General features: G+C 75.5%; 24 protein-coding genes. 15 read left to right on the forward strand and 9 right to left on the reverse strand.

Annotation, left to right across the window (positions count from 1 at the left end; translation table 11 throughout):
• Nucleotides 1-27: 27 nt before the first annotated feature.
• The gene (locus AB0E19_RS33415) at nucleotides 28-825 is read right to left on the reverse strand and encodes an aspartate/glutamate racemase family protein (RefSeq protein ID WP_362187065.1); all 798 of its coding nucleotides are present in this window, start codon (nucleotides 823-825) and stop codon (nucleotides 28-30) included.
• A 58-nt stretch (nucleotides 826-883) separates the two neighbouring features.
• Between AB0E19_RS33415 and AB0E19_RS33420 the strand changes: the two genes are divergently transcribed.
• From AB0E19_RS33420 to AB0E19_RS33440, 5 genes are all read left to right on the forward strand, one after another.
• The gene (locus AB0E19_RS33420) at nucleotides 884-2,203 is read left to right on the forward strand and encodes a glycosyltransferase (RefSeq protein WP_362187068.1); all 1,320 of its coding nucleotides are present in this window, start codon (nucleotides 884-886) and stop codon (nucleotides 2,201-2,203) included.
• A gap of 316 nt (nucleotides 2,204-2,519) precedes the next feature.
• Nucleotides 2,520-3,035, forward strand: a complete 516-nt coding sequence (locus AB0E19_RS33425) for a DUF6643 family protein (RefSeq protein ID WP_362187071.1) — start codon at nucleotides 2,520-2,522, stop codon at nucleotides 3,033-3,035.
• 54 nt (nucleotides 3,036-3,089) lie between these two features.
• Nucleotides 3,090-3,914 carry an MOSC N-terminal beta barrel domain-containing protein gene (locus AB0E19_RS33430; protein ID WP_362187074.1) on the forward strand — a complete coding sequence of 275 codons (825 nt, stop codon included), beginning with the start codon at nucleotides 3,090-3,092 and terminating at the stop codon, nucleotides 3,912-3,914.
• A 112-nt stretch (nucleotides 3,915-4,026) separates the two neighbouring features.
• Nucleotides 4,027-4,635, forward strand: coding sequence for a hypothetical protein (locus tag AB0E19_RS33435; protein ID WP_362187077.1), 609 nt, complete (start codon nucleotides 4,027-4,029; stop codon nucleotides 4,633-4,635).
• Between the two features lie 340 nt (nucleotides 4,636-4,975).
• On the forward strand, nucleotides 4,976-7,405 hold the full coding sequence (locus AB0E19_RS33440) for a right-handed parallel beta-helix repeat-containing protein (RefSeq protein WP_362187080.1): 2,430 nt from the start codon (nucleotides 4,976-4,978) through the stop codon (nucleotides 7,403-7,405).
• On the opposite strand, the gene AB0E19_RS33445 is transcribed toward AB0E19_RS33440, so the two are convergent.
• A complete protein-coding gene (locus AB0E19_RS33445) occupies nucleotides 7,375-9,723 on the reverse strand; it encodes a hypothetical protein (protein WP_362187083.1) in 2,349 nt (782 codons plus the stop codon). The genes AB0E19_RS33440 and AB0E19_RS33445 overlap by 31 nt on opposite strands.
• A 135-nt stretch (nucleotides 9,724-9,858) precedes the next feature.
• Here AB0E19_RS33445 and AB0E19_RS33450 point away from each other — a divergent pair, with 135 nt between their 5' ends.
• The 3 genes from AB0E19_RS33450 (at nucleotide 9,859) to AB0E19_RS33460 (ending at nucleotide 11,780) form a co-directional block, all read left to right on the forward strand.
• Nucleotides 9,859-10,677: a DeoR/GlpR family DNA-binding transcription regulator gene (locus AB0E19_RS33450; protein ID WP_362187086.1), complete on the forward strand. Its 819-nt coding sequence runs from the start codon at nucleotides 9,859-9,861 to the stop codon at nucleotides 10,675-10,677.
• A complete protein-coding gene (locus tag AB0E19_RS33455; RefSeq protein ID WP_362187089.1) occupies nucleotides 10,674-11,126 on the forward strand; it encodes an SRPBCC family protein in 453 nt (150 codons plus the stop codon). Before AB0E19_RS33450 ends, AB0E19_RS33455 begins: the two co-directional genes overlap by 4 nt.
• 153 nt (nucleotides 11,127-11,279) lie before the next feature.
• A complete protein-coding gene (locus AB0E19_RS33460) occupies nucleotides 11,280-11,780 on the forward strand; it encodes an SRPBCC family protein (RefSeq protein ID WP_362187092.1) in 501 nt (166 codons plus the stop codon).
• Here the strand turns inward: AB0E19_RS33460 and AB0E19_RS33465 are convergent.
• Nucleotides 11,740-12,837 carry a PLP-dependent cysteine synthase family protein gene (locus AB0E19_RS33465; protein WP_360610453.1) on the reverse strand — a complete coding sequence of 366 codons (1,098 nt, stop codon included), beginning with the start codon at nucleotides 12,835-12,837 and terminating at the stop codon, nucleotides 11,740-11,742. The genes AB0E19_RS33460 and AB0E19_RS33465 overlap by 41 nt on opposite strands.
• Before the next feature lie 235 nt (nucleotides 12,838-13,072).
• On the opposite strand from AB0E19_RS33465, the gene AB0E19_RS33470 reads away from it, so the two are divergent.
• Both AB0E19_RS33470 and AB0E19_RS33475 read left to right on the forward strand, forming a co-directional pair.
• The gene (locus AB0E19_RS33470; RefSeq protein WP_362187095.1) at nucleotides 13,073-13,390 is read left to right on the forward strand and encodes a hypothetical protein; all 318 of its coding nucleotides are present in this window, start codon (nucleotides 13,073-13,075) and stop codon (nucleotides 13,388-13,390) included.
• Nucleotides 13,391-13,578: 188 nt separating this feature from the next.
• Entirely contained in the window at nucleotides 13,579-14,169 is a 591-nt protein-coding gene (locus AB0E19_RS33475) for an ATP-binding protein (RefSeq protein ID WP_362187098.1), read from the forward strand.
• 107 nt (nucleotides 14,170-14,276) lie between these two features.
• Here the strand turns inward: AB0E19_RS33475 and AB0E19_RS33480 are convergent, their stop codons facing one another.
• The 3 genes from AB0E19_RS33480 to AB0E19_RS33490 form a co-directional block, all read right to left on the reverse strand.
• A complete protein-coding gene (locus tag AB0E19_RS33480) occupies nucleotides 14,277-15,047 on the reverse strand; it encodes a methyltransferase (protein WP_362187101.1) in 771 nt (256 codons plus the stop codon).
• A 64-nt stretch (nucleotides 15,048-15,111) separates the two neighbouring features.
• Complete coding sequence (locus tag AB0E19_RS33485; RefSeq protein WP_360610400.1) at nucleotides 15,112-16,338, reverse strand: ROK family protein; 1,227 nt, start codon at nucleotides 16,336-16,338, stop codon at nucleotides 15,112-15,114.
• Nucleotides 16,339-16,494: 156 nt separating this feature from the next.
• Entirely contained in the window at nucleotides 16,495-17,199 is a 705-nt protein-coding gene (locus AB0E19_RS33490) for a TetR/AcrR family transcriptional regulator (RefSeq protein ID WP_362187105.1), read from the reverse strand.
• 208 nt (nucleotides 17,200-17,407) lie between these two features.
• Here AB0E19_RS33490 and AB0E19_RS33495 point away from each other — a divergent pair, with 208 nt between their 5' ends.
• On the forward strand, nucleotides 17,408-17,878 hold the full coding sequence (locus tag AB0E19_RS33495) for a nitroreductase/quinone reductase family protein (RefSeq protein WP_362187108.1): 471 nt from the start codon (nucleotides 17,408-17,410) through the stop codon (nucleotides 17,876-17,878).
• A 58-nt stretch (nucleotides 17,879-17,936) separates the two neighbouring features.
• Here the strand turns inward: AB0E19_RS33495 and AB0E19_RS33500 are convergent, their stop codons facing one another.
• The gene (locus AB0E19_RS33500) at nucleotides 17,937-19,202 is read right to left on the reverse strand and encodes a geranylgeranyl reductase family protein (RefSeq protein ID WP_362187128.1); all 1,266 of its coding nucleotides are present in this window, start codon (nucleotides 19,200-19,202) and stop codon (nucleotides 17,937-17,939) included.
• A gap of 360 nt (nucleotides 19,203-19,562) precedes the next feature.
• Here AB0E19_RS33500 and AB0E19_RS33505 point away from each other — a divergent pair, with 360 nt between their 5' ends.
• Both AB0E19_RS33505 and AB0E19_RS33510 read left to right on the forward strand, forming a co-directional pair.
• Nucleotides 19,563-20,930 (forward strand): dipeptidase, encoded by a 1,368-nt coding sequence (locus AB0E19_RS33505; RefSeq protein ID WP_362187111.1) that lies wholly within the window; start codon nucleotides 19,563-19,565, stop codon nucleotides 20,928-20,930.
• A 130-nt stretch (nucleotides 20,931-21,060) separates the two neighbouring features.
• Nucleotides 21,061-21,759 carry an MBL fold metallo-hydrolase gene (locus AB0E19_RS33510; protein ID WP_362187114.1) on the forward strand — a complete coding sequence of 233 codons (699 nt, stop codon included), beginning with the start codon at nucleotides 21,061-21,063 and terminating at the stop codon, nucleotides 21,757-21,759.
• A 9-nt stretch (nucleotides 21,760-21,768) separates the two neighbouring features.
• On the opposite strand, the gene AB0E19_RS33515 is transcribed toward AB0E19_RS33510, so the two are convergent.
• Entirely contained in the window at nucleotides 21,769-22,806 is a 1,038-nt protein-coding gene (locus AB0E19_RS33515) for an NUDIX domain-containing protein (protein WP_362187117.1), read from the reverse strand.
• Nucleotides 22,807-22,945: 139 nt separating this feature from the next.
• Here AB0E19_RS33515 and AB0E19_RS33520 point away from each other — a divergent pair, with 139 nt between their 5' ends.
• Nucleotides 22,946-23,146 (forward strand): hypothetical protein, encoded by a 201-nt coding sequence (locus tag AB0E19_RS33520; protein WP_362187120.1) that lies wholly within the window; start codon nucleotides 22,946-22,948, stop codon nucleotides 23,144-23,146.
• Between the two features lie 72 nt (nucleotides 23,147-23,218).
• Here AB0E19_RS33520 and AB0E19_RS33525 read toward each other — a convergent pair whose 3' ends face one another.
• The gene (locus AB0E19_RS33525; RefSeq protein ID WP_362187123.1) at nucleotides 23,219-24,184 is read right to left on the reverse strand and encodes an ROK family protein; all 966 of its coding nucleotides are present in this window, start codon (nucleotides 24,182-24,184) and stop codon (nucleotides 23,219-23,221) included.
• 156 nt (nucleotides 24,185-24,340) lie between these two features.
• Between AB0E19_RS33525 and AB0E19_RS33530 the strand changes: the two genes are divergently transcribed.
• The coding region (locus tag AB0E19_RS33530) for a LacI family DNA-binding transcriptional regulator (protein WP_362187131.1) at nucleotides 24,341-24,470 on the forward strand (130 nt) is incomplete at its 3' end.

Consider the following 24,470-nt stretch of genomic DNA (forward strand, 5'->3'; position numbering starts at 1 on the left):
GGTGATGCCGTCGAGGGCCCGAAGCGGTCAGGCGGTGGGGGCCGGGGCAGCGGCCAGGAGCCGGCCGTCGGCGTAGGCGAGGGCGGCGGCCGGGAGGACGCCGGGGCGGCCGCTGAGCAGGACGGAGAGGGTGCCGGTCGGCTCGGCGTCCGGGGCCGGTGCGGCACCGACGCGGCGCAGGGCCTGGGCGGCGACGGCGTCGGCGGAGCCGTGGAAGACGATCGGCGGCAGACCGGGGCGGCGGCCGGGGGCCAGGGCGGCGAGGATGCGGTCTTCGACGAGTTCGTAGTGGGTGCAGCCGAGGACGAGCGCCCGGATGTCCGGCGGGGTGAGGGCGGCGGCGGCGGCGACGGCCCGGTCGACGGCCTCGGGGTCGGCGTGCTCGACGGCGTCGGCGAGGCCGGGGCAGGGCACCTCGGTGACCTCGGCGCCCCCGGCGAACTCACGGATGAGTCCGCGCTGGTAGGCGCTGCCGGTGGTGGCGGGGGTCGCCCAGATGGCGACCTTGCCGCCGGCCGCGGCGGCCGGCTTGATCGCGGGGACGGTGCCGACGACCGGGATGACCGGTTCGAGGGCGGCGCGCAGCGCGGGCAGGGCGTGGACGGTCGCGGTGTTGCAGGCCACGATCAGGGCGTCGGGCCGGTGGGCGGCGGCGGCGCGGGCGACGGCGAGGGCGCGTCCGGTGAGGTCCTCGGGGGTACGCGGTCCCCACGGCATGCCGTCGGGGTCGTTGGAGAGCAGCAGCTCGGCGTCCGGGCGGAGCCGGCGCACCGCGGCGGCCGCCGGGAGGAGGCCGATTCCGGAGTCCATGAGCGCGATCTTCACCCGGTCACCCTAGCCGATGGGCCCGCCGCGCCCGGCGTTCTGGGGCAGACTGCGGCAAATGAGCCCTCTCGCCTGGTTCGCTTCCGTCTCCCTGGTCGTCTGGGTCTGGCTCCTGCTCGGACAGGGCTTCTTCTGGCGTACCGACCAGCGCCTGCCGAAGACCGGCCGCGGCGGGGGCCGCGCGCGCGTACGGGCGGACGGAAGGCGGGCGGACGCGGACGGGAGGGCGGACGCGGACGGGAGGCGGGCGGACGGGAGGCGGGCGGACGGGAGGCGGGCGGACGGGAGGGCGGAGGTGTGGCCCGGCGTCGTGGTGGTGGTGCCCGCGCGGGACGAGGCCGGGGTGCTGCCGCTGAGCCTGCCGTCGCTCCTGGCCCAGGACTATCCGGGCCGGGCCGAGGTGATCCTGGTGGACGACGGCAGCACGGACGGCACGGGCCGGCTAGCCGCAGAGCTGGCCGCGCGGCACGACGGGCTGCCGCTCACGGTGGTGTCGCCGGGCGAGCCCGGGCCGGGATGGACGGGGAAGCTGTGGGCGCTGCGGCACGGGATGGCGCTGGCACGCGCGCGTGGGCCGGAGTTCCTGCTCCTCACGGACGCGGACATCGCCCATGAACCCGACAGCCTGCGGCGGCTGGTGGCCGCGGCGCGGGACGACGGCCGGGACCTGGTCTCGCAGATGGCCCGGCTGCGGGTCACGAGTCTCTGGGAGCGCCTCGTGGTCCCGGCCTTCGTCTACTTCTTCGCCCAGCTCTACCCCTTCCGCCGGATCAACGCGGCCCGGCCGCGGGCGACGGCGGCGGCCGGGGGGTGCGTGCTGCTGCGGACGGAGACCGCCGTGGCGGCCGGGGTGCCGGACGCGATCCGTACGGCGGTGATCGACGACGTGTCGCTGGCGCGGGCGGTGCGGGCGGCGGGGGGCCGGATCTGGCTGGGGCTCGCCGAGCGGGTCGACTCGGTGCGCCCGTACCCGGGGCTCGGGGAGCTGTGGCGGATGGTGACGCGGAGCGCGTACGCCCAGCTGCGCTACAGCCCGCCGCTGCTGCTCGGGACGGTCGCCGGGCTCGTGCTCGTCTATCTGGTTCCGCCGGCCGCGTGCGTGGCGGGGCTGGTGTCGGGGGACGCGCCGGCGGCATGGGCGGGCGGGGCGGCCTGGGCGGTGATGACGGGGACGTACGTGCCGATGCTCCGTTACTACCGCCAGCCGGTGTGGACGGCGCCGCTGCTGCCGTTCACCGCCTTCCTCTATCTGCTGATGACGGTGGATTCGGCGGTGCGGCACTACCGCGGGCGGGGCGGGGCGTGGAAGGGCCGGGTCTACTCCGGGGGCCGGACGGCGACGGAGGGCGGGGAATTCACTCCCCGCCACGGGGAGTAACGCGGCGAATTCGGCGTGTGCGCGTCTCGCCGTTCGGCATCGGATTGACGATTCGACTTACCCAAGATCGCTTCTCCCACTCCTTCCGGACGCCTTTTCTTTATCCGTTCTTCATACCGGACGGAGTCGTCGGCGCCTTGCGGCCCGACCCGGCGGTAACCCCCTCTCAACTCGGGTTTTACGCGATCATGGGACAGCGGCGTGCCCGTTTTCTACGAGTTCGCTCTGGTTGGGGATCCACGGCCGCCGGAAGCCCGTCAAAGAAGCCGTTGAGCAGGCTCCCCAATCGGCAGATCGTGGGCTTAACTTATGTGCCATGACCTCCCCCCGCTCCAGCTATGGAGGCGGTTACCACACCGCGCCGTCCTTCCCGGACACCCCTATCTACGACTCCCTGGTCGCGGAGCGGGGCACGCCTCAGATCGCCCCGATCCGAGTGCCCGCCGCGTACGAGGCCCCCGTCGGCTATCCGGCGCCCGCGCCGACCGGCTCCTACCTGCCGGCGCTCCCGGCGGCCCTTCCCGCCCTCCCGGCGGCGCCGTCCCCCCAGCCGGCGCCCGGCTACCTCGGCGGCGGTTACGGCTATCCGCAGCCGGCCCCGCAGATGACGGCGCCCGCGCCGCTCCAGCCGGCGCCGACGCCGTACATCCCGCAGCAGCCCATGCCGCCGCGCGGCTACCCGGGCGGACCGGTCCCGCAGCCGGCCCGGCCCGTCGCCCCCGGCTACGAGGCGATGCGCCCGGCCGCCCCGCGCCCCGCACCGGCGCCGGTCCCGGCCCCCGCGCAGTACCACGACCCGTACAACCGCCCCTACCAGGGCGGCGGTTACTGACGGCACGCGCGGCTCCGGTCACGGCGGGGGCGGAGCGGCTGGCAGGATGAGCCCATGGCTGATCCCGTCCTCCGCTCCGTCCACGTCCATCCGGTGAAAGCCCTGCGCGCGCTCGACCGCGCGGAGGCGGAGGTGCAGCCCTGGGGCCTCGCGCACGACCGCCGCTGGGCGGTCGTCGACGCCACCGGCACCGTCATGACCCAGCGCCGTCACCCCCTGCTCGCCCTCGCCGCCGCCGAGCCCCTCCCGGACGGCGGCCTGCGGCTGACCGCGCCCGGACGCGAACCGCTGGTGGTCCCGGTGCCGGAGCCCTCGGCCACGCTGACCACGAACCTCTTCGACAAGGACGTGGAGACGGTGCCCGCCGGCGAACCGGCCGCCGCCTGGTTCTCCGCCTACCTGGAGACCGACGCGCGCCTCGTGCACCTGGACGCGCCCGAGCACCGGCGCCCGATCGACCCGGCGTACGCACTCCCCGGCGAGACCGTCAGCCTCGCCGACGGCTACCCGCTCCTCGTCGCCTCCAGCGCCTCCCTCGACGCCCTCAACGCGCTGATCGGCGAGGGCGACCACGCCCACGAGGGCCCGCTGCCCATGAGCCGCTTCCGGCCCAACCTCGTCGTCGACGGCACCGAGCCGTGGGCGGAGGACGGCTGGACCCGGCTCGCCGTCGGCGACGTGACCTTCCGGGTCGCCAAGCCGTGCGGGCGGTGCGTCGTGACCACCACCGACCAGACGACCGCGGCGCGCGGCAAGGAACCGCTGCGGACCCTCGGCCGACACCGCAAGCTGAACGGCAAGCTCGTCTTCGGCCAGAACCTCGTCCCCGAACAGCGCGGCACCGTCCGCGTCGGCGATCCGGTGAAGATCCTCGACTGACCGCCGTCCCCCTCCCTCCCCCTCCTCCCTTCCCCCTCCCCGCTCGACAGGCGAACCGCGCGCCCCGAGGGCAGACTCGTCGGAGGACCGACGAACGAGGGGGTTCCGGCACATGCGCGCAGTCACCGGACTCTGGCGCTGGCGGCACAATCCCCTGCGCCGCACGACGGACCTGGTCGAGGCGTGGGTGGCGCTCGTGGCCGCCCTCGCGCTGTGCCTGGCGGTGCCCGTGGCCGGCTGGACGGCCGGTGCCGCGGCGCAGCACTCGCTCCAGCGCGCGGTCCACGCCCAGCAGCAGGGGCGCGTGGAGACCACGGCCCATGTGCTGCGTCCCGCCGCGAAGCCGTCGAGCGCCGCCGCGTCGGGCGACCAGGCCGCCGAGCAGCGCTTCCGGCGCGCGGTCGTGGCCCGGTGGACCGCCCCCGACGGCACCTCCCGCACCGGTACCGTCACCACCTCCCGGGCCAGCTCCGCGCCCGGCGACGCCTTCTCCCTCTGGACCGACCGGGACGGCCGGCCCGTCGCCGCGCCCCTGGCCCGCGACACGGCCCGCGCCCACGCGGTCCTCGTCGGCCTGATGGCGGCCGTCCTCGCCGGGGTCGGCGTCGAGCTGGTCCGACGGCTGGTCATGCGCCGTCTGTGCTCCCGTCGGTACGCGCGCCTGGACCGCGCCTGGGCGGCCGTCGGCCCCGACTGGGGACGTACCGGCACCGGCAGTTGACCCCACCCTGGAACCCCGGGTTCCGTGCCCCGTAAGGGTGCGGCTCGACGACCCGTCAACCCCGCGCCGCCGCGCGCGCTACGGTGGGGCATCGGGTCCACGATCCCGGATATCGGATCCACCGCATGGGATCCAATACGCCGGATCCCGAGTACACCGGATCCCGAGTACACCGGATCCTGTACATCGGATCCTGTACATCGGATCCGGTACATCGGATCCCGTAGGTCGGATCCAGGATCCGTTGTATTGGATCCAGGATGCGTTACGTCGGATCCCATGCATCGGATCCTGGATCCGGTTCAGCGTCGACGGCACGAGGCGGGGGCAGAGCACACCCATGGCACAGGGCACGGTCCAGGTGACGCACACCGGCACGTCGCGGTGGCGGCGCCGCACGGGCGAGTACGCCTCCCTCGCCGCCGCGCTGGAGGCCGCCGGAGACGGCGATGTCCTCACCGTCGCGCCGGGCACGTACCGCGAGAACCTCGTGGTGACCCGGGCGGTGACGCTGCGGGGGCCGGAGGACGGGGCCGGGCCGGTGCGGATCGCGCCCCCGGACGGGGTGCCGCTGACGCTGCGCGCCTCGGCGATCGTGCAGGATCTGCACATCGAGGGCCAGGACGTGGCGGCGCCGGCGCTGCTCGTCGAGGACGGCACGCCCGAACTGCTCGACCTGCGGATCATGACCCGCTCGGCCGCCGGGATCGAGGTGCGCGGGCAGGCCAGGCCGACGGCCCGGCGCTGCACGGTGGACAATCCGGCGGGCGTCGGCATCGCGGCGGTCGACGGCGCCGGCGGGGTCTTCGAGGAGTGCGAGGTCGTCGCGGCCGGGCAGGCCGGGGTGGCCGTGCGCGGCGGGGCGCACCCCCGGCTCGAACGGTGCCGGGTGCACCACGCCTCCGGCGCCGGCATCGCCGTCACCGGTGAGGGAAGCGGCCTGGAGGGCGTCGGCTGCGAGGTGTACGAGATCAAGGGCGCCGGGCTCCAGATCGCGGGCCGCGCCACCGCGCACCTCGTGGACTCCTCCGTGCACCGCACCTCGGCCGACGGCGTCACCCTGGACACCGACGCCGTGCTCACGCTCTCCGACTGCGACATCCACGACGTGCCGGAGAACGCCGTGGACCTGCGGTCGCGTTCGGTGCTGACGCTCACCCGGTCGACCGTGCGCCGCTTCGGGCGCAACGGTCTGTCGGTGTGGGACCCGGGCACGCGCGTGGACGCCCACCAGTGCGAGATCCACGACAGCACCGGCGACTATCCGGCGGTGTGGGTGAGCGACGGGGCGAGCGCCGTGCTCGACGCGTGCCGGGTGCACGACGTGCCGGACGCGCTGTTCGTGCTCGACCGGGGTTCCCGGGTGGACGTCGTGGACAGCGACCTCACGCAGGTGCGGAACACCGCCGTGTCGGTGAGCGACGGCGCCACCGCCCAGCTGGACGACTGCCGGATCAAGGAGGCGTCCACCGGGGCGTGGTTCCGCGACCACGGCAGCGGCGGCACCCTGGCCAACTGCACCGTGGACACCGTGCAGACGGGCGTCATCGTCACCAAGGGCGCGGACCCCACGGTCGAGCGCTGTGTCGTCACCTCCCCCGCCGAGGCCGGTTTCTACGTGTCGGCGGAGGGCCGGGGCACCTTCCTCGGCTGCCGGGTCACGGGCAGCGGCGGCTACGGCTTCCACGTGATGGACGGCTGCCGGACGGTGCTGCGCCGCTGCCGGACCGAGCGGTGCGCGCGGGGCGGGTACGAGTTCCCCGACGACGGGCCCGTCGTGGAGGACTGCACCGGCGACGAGAGCGCCGTGCGGACCCCTCCGGCGGCCGCCGCGGCGGCTCCGGCCCCGGCCCTGACGGCCGTCCAGCACTCCCCCGGCCTGCTCGGCGCCTATCCCCCCGCGCGTACCGCCGCCGCCCCCGCCCCGGCGGCCCCGGCCACCGTGCCGGTCCCGGCTCCGCGCTCCTCGGACGACGTGCTCGGGGCGCTGGACGCGCTGGTCGGCCTGGACAGCGTGAAGCACGAGGTGCGGACGCTCACCAACATGATCGAGGTGGGCCGCAAGCGGCAGGAGGCGGGGCTGAAGGCCGCCTCGGTCCGCCGCCACCTCGTCTTCACCGGCAACCCGGGCACCGGCAAGACCACCGTCGCCCGCCTCTACGGCGAGATCCTCGCCTCGCTCGGCGTCCTGGAGCGCGGTCACCTCGTGGAGGTCTCCCGGGTCGACCTGGTCGGCGAGCACATCGGGTCGACCGCGATCCGCACGCAGGAGGCGTTCGACCGGGCGCGCGGCGGGGTGCTGTTCGTGGACGAGGCGTACGCGCTGTCGCCGGAGGACTCGGGGCGGGACTTCGGACGCGAGGCGATCGACACGCTGGTGAAGCTGATGGAGGACCACCGGGACGCGGTGGTGGTGATCGTCGCCGGGTACACCGCCGAGATGGAGCGCTTCCTCACCGTCAACCCCGGTGTGGCGTCCCGTTTCTCACGGACCATCAGCTTCGGCGACTACACGCCGGAGGAGCTGCTGCGGATCGTGCGGCAGCAGACGGACGAGCACGAGTACCGGCTGGCGGAGGGCGCGGACGACGCCCTCCTGAGGTACTTCGAGAAGCTGCCGAAGGGGCCGGCGTTCGGCAACGGGCGCACCGCGCGGCAGACCTTCGAGTCGATGGTGGAGCGGCACGCGGGCCGGGTCGCGGTGCTCGCGGAGGCGAGCACCGACGACCTGACCCTGCTCTATCCGGAGGACCTGCCCGAACTCCCCTGATCCGCCGTCCCGTCAGCCGTGCGCTGGCGGGGCAGGGCGGGCGGCAGCCGGTCGAGGAGGTCGGACCGGCAGGCCGCGAAGGCCGGGTCGGCCTGGTAGTCGGAGTGGCCGAGGACCGGTTCGGGCAGCGGGTGGGCGCGGGTGCGTCCGTAAGCGACCGGGTCGAGCAGCACCGGCGCGTCGACGGGCGGACGGCCGTCCTCGGCGGGGACGCGGACGGGGCCGCCGATGGGGTCGGTGGCGCGGTGCAGATTGGTCCAGCAGTGCACGGCGCGGTGCAGTCCGCGCAGCGCTTCGGGGCCGAAGTAGGCGGGGAACCAGCGGCCGTAGAGCCGTTCCAGCGGGGAGCCGTACGTGAGGAGGGCGACGCGCGCCCGGGTCGCGGACGGCAGCTGCCAGACGGCCGCGGCGGCGAGGACGCTGCCCTGGGAGTGGCCGGAGATGACGAGCCGGCCGCCGGAGTGCCGGGTCCAGGAGCTCATCCGCCAGGTGAGGTCGGGCACGGCCCGCTCGGCGTAGCAGGGCGGCGCGAAGGGATGGGCGGCGCGCGGCCAGAAGGTGCCGACGTCCCAGAGGATGCCGATGGTGCGGCGGGCGGAGGCGTCACGGTAGGCGCGGCGGCCCCAGGTGACGAAGAGCAGGAAGCCGAAGCCGATCATCCAGGAGCCGAGCTCCTGGGTGGTGGAGGCGAGGGCGGCGATCGCCGGGTGGGCGCCGGAGAAGGCGCTGCCCGGGACCTCTCCGCTGGCCCAGGCCCCGGCGACGGAGGCCGCGCCGAGCAGCAGCGCGGTGCCGGAGACGACGCCGATCAGGACGGGCGCGGAGTCGGTGAGCGAGGCTCGGGCGCGGCTGGTGGCGATCTGGCCGGTACGCACCGGGTCGGGGTGCTCGCCGGCGTAGTCCGCCTCGACGGCGGCCCGCAGCCGGCGGGTCGCAAGGACGGTCCTGACGCCGAGGAGGGCGGCGGGCACGAGCAGCAGCAGGAGCAGCACCGGGATGGCGGACGCCTGCCAGCTGAGGAGGACGGGCGGGCCGGCGAGGGGACCGGAGTCGCCGAGGCGGTCGGCGACCCACTGGGCGACGCCGCCCGACATGACGCCGCCCAGGGCGCAGGCCAGCATGGCGGTGGCCGGTCCGCCGAGTCCGGCGAGGGCGGTGCGGGGATCGCGCCGGGGCCGCTGGAGCAGCAGGGCGACGGCGCCGAGGGCGACGACGAGCCCGCCCTGGGCGAGGGTGAGCGCCCCGAAGGCGGCGTTCCCGGGGAGGGTGCCGGCGGAGGTCCAGCCGGGCCGGTCCCAGGCGGTGTGCAGGGCGGTCAGCGCGAGCAGGACGAGCGCGGCGGTGGGCAGCCGGGTGAAGAGGGCGCTCTCGACGCGCTGGTCGAGCCGGCGTTCGCTGCGGCCGCGGGCGCAGACCGACCACAGGACGACGGCGGCGACCGCCAGGAGGGCGGCCCGCAGGGCGAGTCCGGTCGCGGCGAGGGCGCCGGTGTCGTGGCGGGCGGGCGCGGCGGCGAGGGCGCCGGCGACGGTGAGGAGGCCGGCGACGGTGTGCGCGGCGCGCAGCCGGGCGACGAGCCGCCTCCCGTACCAGAATCCGGGCCGTCCGAGCGCGGGCCGCGGGTCCTCGGGCGGTACGGGCCCGGGGGCCCCGGATCCGGGCGGTACGGGCCCGGGCGGGGCCTCGTCGGTGGGCGGGCGCTGGGCCTCGTAGGCGCTCCAGGTGCGGTGGGAGAGGTACCAGAGGAGGCCGACGAGGGCGGCCGGGAGGACGGCGGCGAGGGCGAGCCGGCGGCCGGGCCCCGACCACCAGCCGCCCCGGTCGGCGGCGAGGAAGCCGAGCCAGGCGCGCCCGTCGGCGCAGCCGGCGGTCCCGGCGCACTGCCAGGCCGTCAGGTCGAGGGCGACCTCGCAGGCGGCGGCGGTGAGCAGCGCGGTGAGCGTGAGGGCGAGGAGGCGGACGAGGACGCCGTAGAGCCGGACGAGTCCGGGGCGGCCGGCGGCGGGCGGGCGCATCCAGTGCGCGAGGTTGACCACCATGAACGGCAGGAGCAGCAGCCAGAGGGCGCGGGCGCCGTCGCCCGAGGTGAGGTGCGACCAGACGTACGCCTCCGGCACCGGCCGGGCGGCGTACCGCCCGGGGTGGTCCTCGGCGTCGAGGTCCTCGGCGCGCCGGTGCACGGCGGCGGTCTCGTCGCCGGTGACCCGTACGGTCCTGGGGTCGTCCAGCATCGACTGGGGGGTGGCGCCGCCGACTCCGTGGACGAGGAGTTCGAGCGCCGCGCCCCCGTGCTCCGGGGCGGGTGTGGCAGGGGACACTTAGGAGTCCTCCTCTCGGGAGTGGGAGGATGCGACGTCGGCTCCAGGATCGCGGACGACCGTGTGCCCGCGCACGGTCTCTCACCGAATCCGACAGCCATCCCCTCGTCTCCTGCGGAAGGACCGGCCCCGGCGGTGACTGACAATCAGAACCTCCTCGCGGAGCAGCGGCGCGCCCTGATCCTCGACGAGGTGCGGCGGCGCGGCGGCGTACGGGTGAACGAACTGACCCGTCGGCTCGGCGTCTCGGACATGACGATCCGCCGCGACCTGGACGCGCTGGCCCGGCAGGGCATGGTCGCGAAGGTGCACGGCGGGGCCGTGCCGGTGACGGATCCGAGCACGCACGAGCCGGGGTTCGAGGCGAAGTCGGTGCTGGAGCCGAGCGCGAAGGACGAGATCGCGCGCGAGGCGGCGGCGCTGGTGCTGCCGGGTTCGGCGATCGCGCTGTCGGGCGGGACGACGACGTACGCGCTGGCGCGGCAGCTCCTCGACGTGCCGGACCTGACCGTGGTGACGAACTCGGTCCGCGTGGCGGACGTCTTCCACGAGGCGCGCCAGACGTCCGGCGAGGGCCGGCGGGCGGCGACGGTGGTGCTGACGGGCGGGGTACGGACGCCGTCGGACGCGCTGGTGGGGCCGGTGGCGGACCGGGCGGTCCGCTCGCTCCACTTCGACCTGCTCTTCCTGGGCGTGCACGGTCTGTCGGTGGAGGCGGGCCTGTCGACGCCGAACCTCGCGGAGGCGGAGACGAACGGCTGCCTGATCCGGTCGGCGCGCCGGGTGGTCGTGGTCGCCGACCACACCAAGTGGGGGACAGTGGGCCTGAGTTCCTTCGGGACCCTCGACGAGGTGGACACCTGGGTGACCGACCGGGGGATGGCCGCGGAGCTGCGGGCCGAGGTCGCCGAGCACGTGCCGGGGCTGCTGGTGGCCGGCGAGACGGCGGCGTGAGCCGCTTCCGGGTGGTGCGGGCGGTGCCGCTGCCTCCGGCGGAGGCGTGGCGGCGGCTGACGGACTGGCCGGCGCACGGCCGGCGGGTGCCGCTGACGCGGACGACGGTCCTGACGTCCGGCCCGAGCCGGGCCGGGACCCGTTTCACGGCGCGCACCGGGCTCGGCCCGCTGGGCTTCGACGATCCGATGGAGGTGGTCCGCTGGGAGCCGCCGCACGCGGACCGGCCCGGGCTGTGCCGACTGGAGAAGTACGGGCGGCTCGTACGGGGCTGGGCCGAGATCGAGGTGGCTCCGGAGGCCGGCGGCACCCGGGTGGTGTGGACCGAGGACCTGGCGGTGCGGGGGCTGCCGCGCGTCTTCGACGGGGTGCTGGCGCGGGCGGGGCGGGTGGTGTTCGGCCGGGCGCTGGACGGCCTGCTGGCCGCGGACCCCGGGGGCGGGCGGTGAAGGGTCCGGCGCCGTCCGGCGGGGGCGCGCGCCCGGACGGTGACGCCCCATACCCCCGCCGGCGATCCCCCGACAGCCGTTCCTCGAACGGACTTTCGCGCTGACGCACTGTCAGCTAGGGTGCTTCTTCCACTCATCCGGGAGGTCCGGTCCATGCAGCGCCGACTGCGGCCGGTGGAGCTCGGCTTCACCGCCAACGCGCCCGTCCGCCTCGCCTTCGAGGCCGCCCTCCAGGCGCCGCCTTCGGCGGTCTACCGCTCGATCGCGGTGGAAGTGGGCAGCCTGCCCGCCTGGTTCACCCCCGTCGCCTCGGCCGTCCCGCTCGACGACGGGGCGCGCCGGACGATCCGCCTGCGCGGCGGGATCCGGTTCGAGGAGACCATCCTCGCCTCCGAGCCGGACCTGCGCTACGCCTACCGGGTGGACCTCACCAACGCGCCCGCGGTCTCCGCGCTGGCCGAGGAGTGGGCCCTGGCGCCGGACGGCACCGGGACCCGGCTGCTCTGGACGATGGCCGCCGACGGTCCCGCGGCGTTCCGCGCGGGGCTGCGGCTCGCCTCCCCGGGCCTGGGGCTCTCCTTCCGGCGCGCCGCCGCCGCGCTGGACCGGCGGCTCACTCCGGCCAGACGCCCGTCGCCAGGAAGCGCTCGATAGCGGCGGCGTACGGGGCGATGTCGAGGCCCTGCTCCGCGAGCCAGGCGTCCGAGTAGTACTTGTCGAGGTAGCGGTCGCCCGGGTCGCACAGGAGGGTGACCACGCTGCCGGTGCGCTCCTCGGCGACCATCTCCGCGACGATCTTGAGGGCGCTCCACAGGCCGGTGCCGGTGGAGCCGCCCGCCTTCCGCCCGATCGCGCCCTCCAGGGCCCGGACGGCGGCCACGCTCGCCGCGTCCGGGACCCTCATCATGCGGTCGATGGCGCCGGGCACGAAGCTGGGCTCCATCCGGGGCCGGCCGATGCCCTCGATGCGGGAGCCGCAGTCGGAGGTGGCGTCGGGGTCGTGGTGCACCCAGCCGTCGAAGAAGCAGGAGTTCTCCGGGTCGGCGACGCAGATCCGGGTGTTCTGCTGGGTGTAGTGGACGTAGCGGGCGATGGTGGCGGAGGTGCCGCCGGTGCCGGCCGTGGCGACGATCCAGGCCGGCTCGGGGTACCGCTCCAGGCGGAGCTGCTGGTAGATCGACTCGGCGATGTTGTTGTTGCCGCGCCAGTCGGTGGCCCGCTCGGCGTAGGTGAACTGGTCCATGTAGTGGCCGCCGGTGCGCGCCGCGAGCGCCGCCGCCTCCTCGTACATCGTGCGCGAGTCGTCGACGAAGTGGCACTGGCCGCCGTGGAATTCGATGAGCCGGCACTTCTCGGGGCTGGTGGTGCGGGGCATCACGGCGACGAAGGGGACGCCGATGAGCTTCGCGAAGTACGCCTCCGAGACGGCGGTCGAGCCACTGGACGCCTCGATGACGGGCTTGCCGGGCCGGATCCAGCCGTTGCAGAGCGCGTACAGGAAGAGCGAGCGGGCGAGGCGGTGCTTGAGGCTGCCGGTCGGGTGGGTGGACTCGTCCTTGAGGTAGAGGTCGATCCCCCACTTCTCGGGGAGCGGGAAGCGCAGGAGGTGGGTGTCGGCGGAGCGGTTGGCGTCCGCCTGGACCTTGCGGACGGCCTCCTTCAGCCAGGTGCGGTACGCCGGGTCGGTGCGGTCGACGTCCACGGTGGCCATCGCCTCGCCGCCGTGGGGGGTGGTGCTGGGGGCGGTGCTCAACGGTTCTCTCCTCGCTGTCCCGCCGGGTCGGAACCCGGCTTCCCGCTGCCGACGATACCGCTCCGACCTGGGCAAACGTTCACTTTGACGCTCCATAGGAACGCCTTGGGGAACACCTGCGCGGGGGCCCTGGCGTCCGCGCCGACGGCCCGGCACACTGGGAGGGACGGGCAGTCGGAAGGGGTGGATCGGCATGGCGGAGCCGGAGTTCAGCGCCAGGGGCGTACGGATCGCGCGGTGGCCGCGCTCGCTGACCCGGGCCGGGGAGGTCCGCATCGAGGACGGCCGGCTCGCGCTGCTCACGAGTTACGGCTCCGAGATCGACAGCGCGCCCGTCAAGGCGGTGCGGGCGGGCCGCCCGTGGTTCGCGAAGGGCGACGAGACGGTGGCGACGGTGAACGGCACGCGCTACCGGCTGACCATGGACGCCGCCGGGGAGGACGACGCCCGGGACGTCGAGCAGGCGGGGCGCTTCCTCGCCGCGCTCAGGCGGGCGGGCGGCGGCAGGTGACCGGCTCGTCGGGGCGCTGACCTGGGGCGGCTCGCGGCGGGTTGCGGCGCGGTCACGGGTGGTTCACGCTGGAACCACCTCACTGAGGGTTCAACGGTGGTGACACTGTGCTCAGTGCGCCGCCCCTGATGTACCGCAGGACAGATCCGAATCTCCGTTTCTCAGGACTACTTCGGGGAGTCGCAGCCGTGATCAGCGAGCCGAGCAGGTTTTACGCGGTGGAGCTCCAGGCCCTGCCGTCGCGGATCGGTCAGATCCGCAGGATCGTCGCCGCCCATCTGCGCCATTGGAGCCTCGACGCTCTGGTCGATCCCGTCCAACTGGGAGTGACCGAGCTGTTGAGCAATGTGCACCGCCATGCGCAGCCCGACAAGGAGTGCACCGTCGAGCTGGAACTCCTGCTCGACCGGCTGACCGTCTCGGTCCGGGACAACGACCCCCGGATACCGGTGGCGACCGAGTCGGCCTTCCTCGACCCGTGGGACGAGCCGGAGGCGCTCGCCACCTCGGGGCGCGGCCTCGCCATCGTCGGGGCGCTCAGCGACAGCTGGGGCGTCCGCCCGCGGGGCGCGAGCGGCAAGGTCGTCTGGTTCACCCTGACGGCGCCGCCGTCCGCCGACGGACCGGCCGCGGCCGGCGCCGAGGCGGGGTTCGGCTTCGGGCTCGGGTTCGACGCGGTGCCGCTCGCCCCGATCGTCTCGTACAGCCGGCTCGCGGGCGTCCCCCTGGGCACGCCCGCGGAGACCCCGGCGCTCGCCGCGAGCGGCGCCCGCGCCTGAGCCCGGGCGCCGGGTGGGTGTCAGGCGCCCGGGTGTCGGGTGGGTGTCAGGCGCCCGGGTGTCGGAGGCCGGGTGGCCGTCGGCGCCCGGATGTCGGAGGCCGGGTGTCAGGCGGTGGCGACCAGCGTCAGGTACGCGATGCCGAGGACGTTCCGGTAGCCGTTCAGCCAGCCGGAGCGCTGCCGGTCGACCCGCTCGCGGGTCTCGGCGGCCAGCGGGTGGTCCGGGTGGGCGGCGAGCCAGAGCTCGGTGTCGTACCGGTAGCCGGACTCGAAGTGCTCCCACTCCTCGCGGCTCGCCGTCTCGATCCACGCCGGGCGGAACCCCGCCGCGATCGCCAGGTCGACGAGCTCCCCCAGCGGAAGGTGGTCGCCGGTGCTCGCGCCGGGCCACATCCCGGCGAGCTCCGCCTCGGTCGGGGTGCGCTCCCAGAAGCCCTCGCCGAGCACGACCACGCCGCCGGGCCGCACGAGGCGGCGCAGCTCGCGCAGCGCCTCCGCCGGGTCGAGCGGCAGCTCCGGGTCGCACAGCGCCTGGCTGGAGCCGAGGCAGAGGATCGCGTCGACGGGGCCGCGCTCGCTGCCGCGGGCGGACTCCTCGACGAACGTGGTGCGGTCGGCGAGCCCGCGTTCCGCCGCGAGCCCCCGGCCGCGGGCGAGGTCCTCGGCGTTGATGTCGATGCCGACGCCCTTGGCACCGGGGGCGGCGTCGAGGATCCGCAGCAGCAACTCGCCCCAGCCGCAGCCGATGTCGAGGACGTCGGCCGGACCGGAGTCGGCGATGCGGCGGACCAGCCGCCCGGCCCGCTCCTCGGAGAGCGGGCCGTGGAAGGTGAGGCTGCCCAGGCGGGGCGGGAGCGGGGCGTCGGAAGAGATCATGAACGGGGACGTTACCCGTCCGCGCCCCGGACGCCCACCTCCTTTTCCGTGGGGTCCGCCCCGGTCAGGCGGGGGCGCCGGCCAGGGCGGTCAGGGGGTCGTCGAGGACCGGCTGCCAGGCCAGTTCGGCCGCGCCCACCAGGCTGTTGTGGTCCAGGGTGCAGGGGAGGATCGGGACGCCGCCGCTGCGGCCCCACAGGCTCCGGTCGGCGACGACCGCGCGCAGCCGCTCCGGGTCGGCGTCGAGCAGCTCGCGGTGGAGGCCGCCGAGGATGATCCGGTCCGGGTTGAGGATGTTCACCAGGCCGGCGAGGCCCAGGCCGAGACGGTCGATCAGCTCCGCCACCGCCGCCCGCACGCCCGGGTCGTCCGGTGCGGTCCGCAGCAGGTCGCGGGCCTGCTGGAGCAGGGACACCTCGGGACCCGGCGCCCGGCCGGCCACCGTGAGGAAGGCGAGCGGGTCGGTCTCCACGTCCAGGCAGCCGCGGCCGCCGCAGTGGCAGGGGCGGCCCTCCGGATGGACCGTCAGATGGCCCACCTCCAGGGCGAGCCCCGAACTGCCCGTGTGCAGCCGCCCGTCGAGGACGAGCGCCCCGCCGACGCCCCGGTGTCCGGTCGCCACGCACAGCAGGTCGCGGGCCCCGCGCCCGGCGCCGTGCCGGTGCTCGGCGAGCGCGGCGAGGTTGACGTCGTTGGCGGTGAAGGCCGGGCCCTCGATGCCGGCGGCCCGGATCCGCTCGGCGAAGATCTCCCGGACGGGCGCCCCGGCCGGCCAGGCCAGGTGGAGCGGGTTGAGCGCGGTGCCCTCGGGCTCGGCGACCGCGGACGGCACGGCGAGGCCGGCGCCGACGCAGCGGCGTCCGCTCTCGCGAAGCAGCGCCGCCCCCGCGTCCACGACGGCGCCGAGGACCTGCGCCGGGTCGGCCGAGACCGTCACCGAGCCCGGGACGGTGGCGACGAGGGTGCCGCCGAGGCCGATCAGCGCGGCCCGGAACCCGTCCGCGTGGACCTGTGCGGCGAGCGCCACGGGCCCCTTCTCGTCGACGGCGAGCCGGTGCGAGGGCCGGCCCTGGGAACCGGCGGCGGCCCCGGGGTTGGAGTCGACCCGGATGAGCCCGAGGGCCTCCAGCTCGGCGGCGACGGCACCGGCGGTGGCCCGGGTGACGCCGAGCTCCGCGGTGAGGACGGCCCGCGTCGGCGCCCGGCCGGTGTGCACCAGCTCCAGCGCGGGGCCGAGCGCGCTGCGCCCCCTGTCCAGCCGAGTACGCGTCGTCGTCGCCTTGCCGTTCATGCGCCCGAGTCTGCCATGATCGGGGCCACCCGCCGGACGCGGCCGGACCGGTCCTCGCCCCCGGACGCACCGGCCGCGCGCACCGGTCGGACGGGACGCCGTGACCGGCCCCGGCGACCGGATCCGGCGACCGGCGACCGGATCCACCGTCGGCGGTCAGGGCCGCGGGAGCAGGCCCGCCTCGCGGCCGAGGCGCTCGGCGGCGACGGCGAAGAAGGCGTCCCGGTCCTCGACGACCCGGTTGAACTGGCCGAAGACCTCGAACGAGACCAGGCCGAAGAGCTGCGCCCACGCGGAGGCGAGGGCGACGGCGAGCGCGGGCGGCAGGTCGGGGGCCACGTCGGCGGCGAGCCGCTCCGCCTCCGGCGCGAGGACGTCCGGGAGCGGCGGAAGCGCGACGCCCTCGGCCTCGTACGCGGCACGCGCGGTCCCCACCAGGAGCAGGGCGACGCGCCCGGCCGGAACGACGGTGTCCCGGGGGGCGGTGTAGCCGGGGACCGGGGAGCCGTAGATCAGGGCGTACTCGTGGGGGTGGGCGAGGGCCCAGACGCGCACGGCGCGGCAGACGGCGGTCCACTGCACGAGGTGGTCGGCGGGGGCCGCGCGGACGGCCGCGGCGTGGGCCTGCTCGGCGGCGGCGCCGACGGAGTCGTACGCGTCGATGATGAGCGCCGTCAGCAGCTCGTCGCGGCTGGGGAAGTAGCGGTAGAGCGCCGAGGAGACCATGCCGAGCTCGCGGGCGACGGCGCGCAGCGAGAGTTTGGCGGCGCCCTCGGCGGCGAGCTGCCGGCGGGCCTCGTCCTTGATGGCGGCGGTGATCTCGACCCGGGCTCGGGCACGGGCTCCTTGAACGGTGGTCATGGGAGCAGTCTGCCACGGTTCGGAGCGGCGCACTGAAATGAGAGCGGTGCTCTTGCTTGTGAGCGGCGATCCGTGCAGACTGTTCTCAAGTGAGAGCAATGCTCACGGTTCAGGGGGTCGGTACGAATCGAGAGCAGTGCTCACACAAGCAGCACCAGTCCGCCCGCCCGCCGGCCCCGCCGACGCCCACCCCCTCCAGGAGGATCCGATGTCCGCCGAGACCACCGCCCACGTCATGAAGCCCGGCTGGTTCACCGTCCACGTCGTCAACCGCTCCGTCGCCTGGCTGACCCGCCGCGGCGTCAGCGTCTGGGGCTCGCGGATCCTCGCCGTCCGGGGCCGCAAGAGCGGCGCCTGGCGGACCACCCCCGTGAACGTGCTCACCCTCGACGGCGAGCGCTACCTGGTCGCCCCGCGGGGCCACGTCCAGTGGACCCGCAACATGCGGGCGGTCGGCGGCGGCGAGCTGCACCTCGGCAAGCAGGTCGAGCCGTTCACCGCGGCCGAGGTCGGCGACGACGACGCCAAGGTGGCGGTGCTGCGCGCCTACCTCAAGCGCTGGAAGGCCGAGGTCGGCGTCTTCTTCGGCGGTGTCGGCCCGGACTCCACCGACGACGAGCTGCGCGCCATCGCGCACAAGCACCCCGTGTTCCGCATCACGGCCGCCGCGCACGCGTGAGGGTGGGCGCGGCCCCCTGGCCCGCACCCACCCTCGTAACCCCGGCGACGCCCGGTCGTCAGAGCGTCCCGGCCGCCTCTTCCGGAGCGGCGGCGTCCTCCTCGTCCTTCCGGGTCACCCCACGGCCCGCCGGGCCGACGCCGGACTCCGTGTCCATGCGCTTGTCGAGGACTTCGAGGGCCCGCCGGGCCAGGCCGTTCGAGCGGACCATGCCGCCGAGCGTGGCCGAGCCCCGGGTGATGTCCGCGAACGCCTTCCAGGCCGGCCGCACGCCCGTGATCACCGCGTGCAGCAGCCCCGGGCGGCGCTCGAAGACGGCGAGCATCCGCCGCCCGACCGCCATCTCCACCCCGAGTCCCGCCTTGATCGCGAAGGCGTAGTTCAGCGCCTGGCGCCGGGCGTCCACCGCGTCGCTCGCCTCCGCGACCCGGACCGCCCACTCCCCCGCGAGCCGGCCGGAGCGGAGCGCGTACGAGATGCCCTCGCGGGTCCACGGTTCGAGCAGGCCCGCGGCGTCGCCGCAGACCAGGACCCGGCCACGGGAGAGCGGGGAGTCGTCGGTGCGGCAGCGGGTGAGGTGGCCGGAGGAGATCGACGGCTCGAAGCCGGCGAGACCGAGCCGGGCGACGAAGTCCTCCAGGTACCGCTTGGTCGCCGCGCCCTCGCCGCGCGCCGAGATGACGCCGACCGTGAGCGTGTCGCCCTTCGGGAACACCCAGCCGTAACTGCCCGGCATCGGGCCCCAGTCGATGAGGATCCGGCCCTTCCAGTCCTCCGCCACCGACGGCGGCACCGGGATCTCCGCCTCCAGGCCCAGGTCCACCTGGCCGAGCTTCACCCCGACGTGCGCCCCTATCCGGCTGGCGCTGCCGTCCGCGCCGACCACGGCCCGCGCGAGCACCGTCTCGCCGTCGGCGAGGACCACCGCGACGGTCCGCCGGTCCGGCACGGACGGGCCGTGCTGCTCCACCCGGGTGACGGTCGCGCCGGTGCGCAGCTGGGCGCCGGCCTTCTGCGCGTGCTCGACGAGCTGGGCGTCGAACTCGGGCCGGTTGACGAGCCCGAAGAGCATCCGGCGCGAGCGGCGGGTGCGGGCGAAGCGGCCTTCGAGGGAGAAGGTGACCGCGTGCACCCGGTCCAGGAAGGGGAGTTCGAAGCCGGGCGGCAGGGAGTCGCGGGAGGGGCCGATGATGCCGCCGCCGCAGGTCTTGTACCGGGGCAGCTCGGCCTTCTCCAGGAGCAGCACCCGGCGGCCCGCGACCGCCGCGGCGTACGCCGCCGAGGCACCGGCCGGGCCGGCGCCGACGACCACGACGTCCCACACCTCGGGCCGGTCCTGGTCGTCCGCGGAGACGGGCTCCGCACCAACCTCCGCACCGGGCTCCGCATCCGCCGGAACGTCCGTCGCCGCGTCCGTCGCCGCGTCAGCCGACGGGGCGGACGGCCCGGCCGCCGCGGCGGGATCGCCGGGCGCGAGCGGCTCGATGGGCTCCGGACCGGCGTTCTCTGCGTTCTCGCTGCTCACGATGTGCTTCTGCTCCTGATCCGACCGGCGTCTGCTTCCCGCATCCTACGGCTCGGTAGGCCGGAGCCCGGTCGTAGGATCGACGGTGCGAACGCCGTACCACCCGATACGCCGTTCGCTCCCCTGACTCTCAACGTCGCACCCACGAGGAGCGTGCCCATGTCCCCGAATCCGATCGCCGAGACCGTCCGGTCCCTGATGCCTCGCGCGAAGGCCGAGCTGACGGAGCTGGTCGCCTTCGAGTCGGTCGCGGACGAGGCCGTGGCGCCCCGCAGCGAGTGCGAGGGCGCCGCGCGCTGGGTCGCCGACGCCCTGCGCGCCGAGGAGTTCCAGGACGTGGCGCTGCTCGACACCCCGGACGGTTCGCAGTCGGTGTACGGCGTTCTGCCGGGCCCGGCGGACGCGCCGACGGTACTCCTCTACGCCCACTACGACGTGCAGCCGAAGCTCGACGAGTCGGCGTGGCTGACCCCGCCGTTCCGGCTGACGGAGCGCGAGGACGGCCGCTGGTACGGCCGCGGCGCCGCCGACTGCAAGGGCGGGTTCATCCTGCACCTGCTGGCGCTGCGGGCCCTCAAGGCCAACGGCGGCGTGCCGGTGACCGTGAAGATGATCGTCGAGGGCTCGGAGGAGCAGGGCACCGGCGGTCTGGAGCGGTATGCGGAGCAGCACCCCGAGCTGCTGGCCGCCGACACCATCGTGATCGGCGACGCGGGCAACTTCCGCGTCGGCCTGCCGACGGTGACCGCGACCCTGCGCGGCATGACCATGATCCGGGTGCAGATCGACACCCTGGAGGGCAACCTCCACTCGGGCCAGTTCGGCGGGGCCGCGCCGGACGCGCTCGCCGCGCTCATCAGAGTGCTGGACTCGCTGCGGGCGGAGGACGGCTCGACGGTGATCGACGGCCTGCCGGCGGACGCCGTGTGGGAGGGCCTCCAGTACCCGGAGGAGCAGTTCCGGGCCGACGCGAAGGTGCTGCCGGGCGTGGAGCTGCCGGGCTCCGGGTCGGTCGCCGACCGCATCTGGGCGCGTCCGGCCGTCACCGTCATCGGCATCGACTGCCACCCGGTGGCGGGCGCCACCCCGTCGATCCCGCGCACCGCGCGCGCCCAGATGAGCCTGCGGGTGGGGCCCGGGCAGGACGCGGCCAAGGCGACCGAGCTGCTCTTCGCCCACATCGAGAAGCACACGCCGTGGAACGCGCGGGTGACCCTGGAGCAGGTCGGCCAGGGCCAGCCGTTCCAGGCGGACACCTCCAGCCCGGCGTACGCGTCGATGGCCGAGGCGATGCGGGTGGCGTACCCGGGCCAGGAGATGCAGGCGGCCGGCATGGGCGGCTCGATCCCGCTGTGCAACACGCTCGCCACGCTCTACCCGGAGGCGGAGATCCTGCTCATCGGCCTGAGCGAGCCGGAGGCGCAGATCCACGCGGTGAACGAGTCCGTGTCGCCGGAGGAACTGGAGCGGCTCTCCGTCGCCGAGGCGCTGTTCCTGGCGAACTACGCGGACGCGCGCCGGGCCTGACGCTCCGACGGCCGCCGGGGGCCGGTCCGCCGCGACCGGCCCCCGGCGGTCTTCCGTTTCCGCGCTGGGCGAAGCTCGCCGAGAGCGTAGAACGCCCCGGCGGGCGGGCCTCCTTGCGTACGTTCGGCGTATGGAAGCCCTCACGGTCACGCCCCGGCTGCACCTGCTCGACTACGGAATCGGGCAGGCGTACCTGTGGCGCGACGACAGCGAACTGACCCTGGTGGACGCCGGCTGGGCCGGCGCGGCGGACGCCACGACCGAGGCGATACGCGGCGCGGGCCTCGACCCGGACCGGCTGGCCCGGATCGTGCTCACCCACGCCCACCGCGACCACGTGGGCGCGGCGCAGGAGCTGGCCGACCGGCACGGCGCCGAGGTCCTCGCCCACCGGCTCGACGCGCCGTACGTGCGCGGCGAGCTGCCGATCCCCCTGCCCGACCTCCTGGAGTGGGAGCGGCCGATCTGGGATCACGGCCTCACCTGCCCCGAGGCGCCGCCGACCCGGGTGGACCGGGAGGTGGAGGACGGCGAGGAGCTCGGCTTCGGGGACGGGGCGGTCGCGGTCCACGTCCCCGGGCACACCCCCGGTTCGATGGCGGTCCATCTCCCCCGCCACGGTGTGCTCTTCGCGGGCGACACCGTGGCCTCGGTGCAGGGGGTGACCTTCGGAGTGATGCACGTGGACCGCGCGCGGGCCCTGGAGTCGCTGGGCCGGCTCGCGGAGCTGCGCCCGTCGGTGCTGTGCTGCGGGCACGGCCCCGCGGTGACGGAGGACACCGCGGAGCGGCTGTCGGCGGCCGCGGCGGCGGGACCCCTGGCGCTCTGACGGCGGGTCTCAGCCCACCGGTACGCCCGCCTCCAGGTTCAGCACGGTGCCGCGCTCCCGGGCGCGCAGGGCCCAGCGGAGGCGGTCGTACCGGACGGGTGGGAGGAGGTCGGCGGCCTCCGCCTCGGTGACGAAGCGCCAGGCGCGGAGTTCGGCGCCGGGGAGCCGGAGCCGGTCCCGGTCGTGGGCGGCGATCCGGCCGCCGTCGAAGAGCAGGCGCAGGCCGCCGAAGCCGGGCGGCCGGGGGCGTTCCCAGTCGACGAGGAGGAGCCGGGGGACGGCGGCGAGTTCGAGGCCGATCTCCTCGGCGACCTCGCGCATCCCGGCGCGGGCGGGCGGCTCGCCGGCCTCGACGACGCCGCCGGGGAACTCCCAGCCGGGCTTGTAGGTGGGATCGACGAGCAGGAAGCGGTCCTGGTCGTCGAAGAGGAGGACGCCCGCGGCGAGGGTCTCCCGGGTCGGTTCCGGTGTCTGGACGATCCCGCAGGGCGCGGCGAGGCCGCCCTGGACGGCGTCGGCGACGGCTCTGGCCGTCTCCGCGACGGTGAGCGCCGAGTTGTCGACGGTGTGGGCGTCGGCGCCGAGCCAGCCGGCGGCGGCCTCCCGGTAGGGCGGCAGACGGTCGTGACACCAGCGGCGGACGTCGGCGTCGACGCCCGGGTCGCCGTAGTCGGCGCGGCCGTCGATCCGGGAGCGCAGGATCGTTTCCTCAGGTGCCAGGAGCACATGCCGGACATCGATGCGGCGGGCGGCGAGACCGCCGAAGATCTCGTCCCGGTACTCCTGCCTCAGGAGGGTCATCGGGACCACGAGCACGCCGCCCACCTCGGCGTACAGGGCGGCCGCGGTGTCCACCACGAGCCGGCGCCAGATCGGCAGGTCCTGGTAGTCCTCCACCTCGGCGAGGCGCTTGTCGGGGAGGAGCCGGCGCAGCGCGGCGCCGGTCGCCTCGGGGTCGTACAGGGTGCTGTGCGGGAGCAGTCCGACCAGCTCGCGCGCGGTGCTCGACTTGCCCGCGCCGAAAGCACCGTTGATCCAGACGATCACGAGTCCCCCCTCATCGACGGCCCCCTGTGGCCTGCCCGCAACACCCTGCCACGGAAACCACGAACACACGTCCGGCCCCGACGCGTAACGCTTCGGGGCCGGAGGTCGTTGAGAACCGCGAGCACGAGGGGGTGCGGAGATGGACCGTACGGTTCTGGAGCGGTTTCCCGCGGGCGGGCCGCGAGGGCACTGGCCCGCCGAGGAGTACGCGGGCGCGTGCCGCGAGGAGGGGGTGCCGGCCCGGGTGGTGATGGACCTGGCGTCGGACGCCTTCCTGGTCGTGGTGGAGCAGCGCGCTCCCCGGCGCGCGGAGCCCCGGGACGTTCCCGTACGCGAGTGAGCGCGGCGCCCGTGCGGTCCGCGCGGGGCGCACCGCGAGGTCGGCGCGGCTCCCGGTCGGCGCGGCTCCCGCTCAGCGCGGCGCGCGGGCCGCGGCGGCGGCGCCCAGGAGGCCCGCGTCCCTGCCGGTGGCGGCGGGGACGACGGTCAGGTCGCGGGCGAAGGAGAGCGTGGCGTAGTCGGCGAGGGCGCGCCGCAGCGGGGTGAAGAGGATCTCGCCGGCGCCGGCGACTCCCCCGCCGATCACCGCGATGTCGACCTCGACGAGGTGTGCGGTGGCGGCGATGCCGGCCGCGAGGGCACGGGCGGCGCGCTCGAAGGCGGCCAGGGCCGCCGGGTGGCCTGCGCGCGCGGCCTCGGCCACCGCGGCGGCCGAGGCGTCGCCGTCGGGGCCCGGCCGCCAGCCGCCGTCGAGGGCGTGGCGGGCGATGTGCGGACCGCTGGCGAGGCGTTCGACACAGCCCCGGCCGCCGCAGGCGCAGGGGTCGCCGTCGAGGTCGACGCTGAGGTGGCCGATGTGGCCGGCGTTGCCGGTGGGGCCGGGGTGCAGACGCCCGCCGAGGACGAGGCCGCCGCCGACACCGGTCGAGACGACGAGGCCGAGGGCGTCGGCGTGGCCGCGGGCGGCGCCGAGCCAGTGCTCGGCGGCGGTCATGGCGACGCCGTCGCCGACGAGGGTGACAGGGCGGCCGCCGGCGTGCGCGCGGACCCGCTCGACGAGGGGGAAGCCGCGCCAGCCGGGCACGTTGACCGGGCTGACGGTGCCCCGGGCCGCGTCGACCGGGCCCGCGCTGCCGATGCCGACGGCCTCGGCGGCCGCCCAGGACGGGGAGGCCGCCAGGGCGTCGAGCACCGCGCCGACCTGCCCGAAGACGGTCTCCGCGTGCTCCCGCGCCGGGGTCGGCCGCTGGGCGCGGGCCAGGATCCGCCCCTCGGTGTCGACCAGCGCCCCGGCGATCTTGGTGCCGCCGACGTCGAGGGCGACGACGGGTCCGGAGGCGGGTCCGGAGGCGGGGCGGGAGGCGGGCGCGGTGGGCATGGGCATCAGGTTCTCACGGGCCCGTGCGACGGCCTCGGGCCCGTACCCGAAAGCGCCGGACGGGCGAGGTTTTCGAGGATCTATGCTCGGTCGGGAGCGCATGATCCGCCGGTGGCCGCGCCCGCCGGTGGCCCCACCGAGGAGGATTCCCGCATCGTGGCCGAGACCACCCGCCCCGAGCCCCGTTACGGCAACCGGCCCACCATGAAGGACGTCGCCGCCCGGGCGGGCGTCGGCCTGAAGACGGTCTCCCGGGTCGTGAACGGCGAGCCGGGGGTCACCCCGG

This window comes from Streptomyces sp. NPDC047974, from assembly GCF_040653375.1.
Taxonomy (GTDB): domain Bacteria; phylum Actinomycetota; class Actinomycetes; order Streptomycetales; family Streptomycetaceae; genus Streptomyces.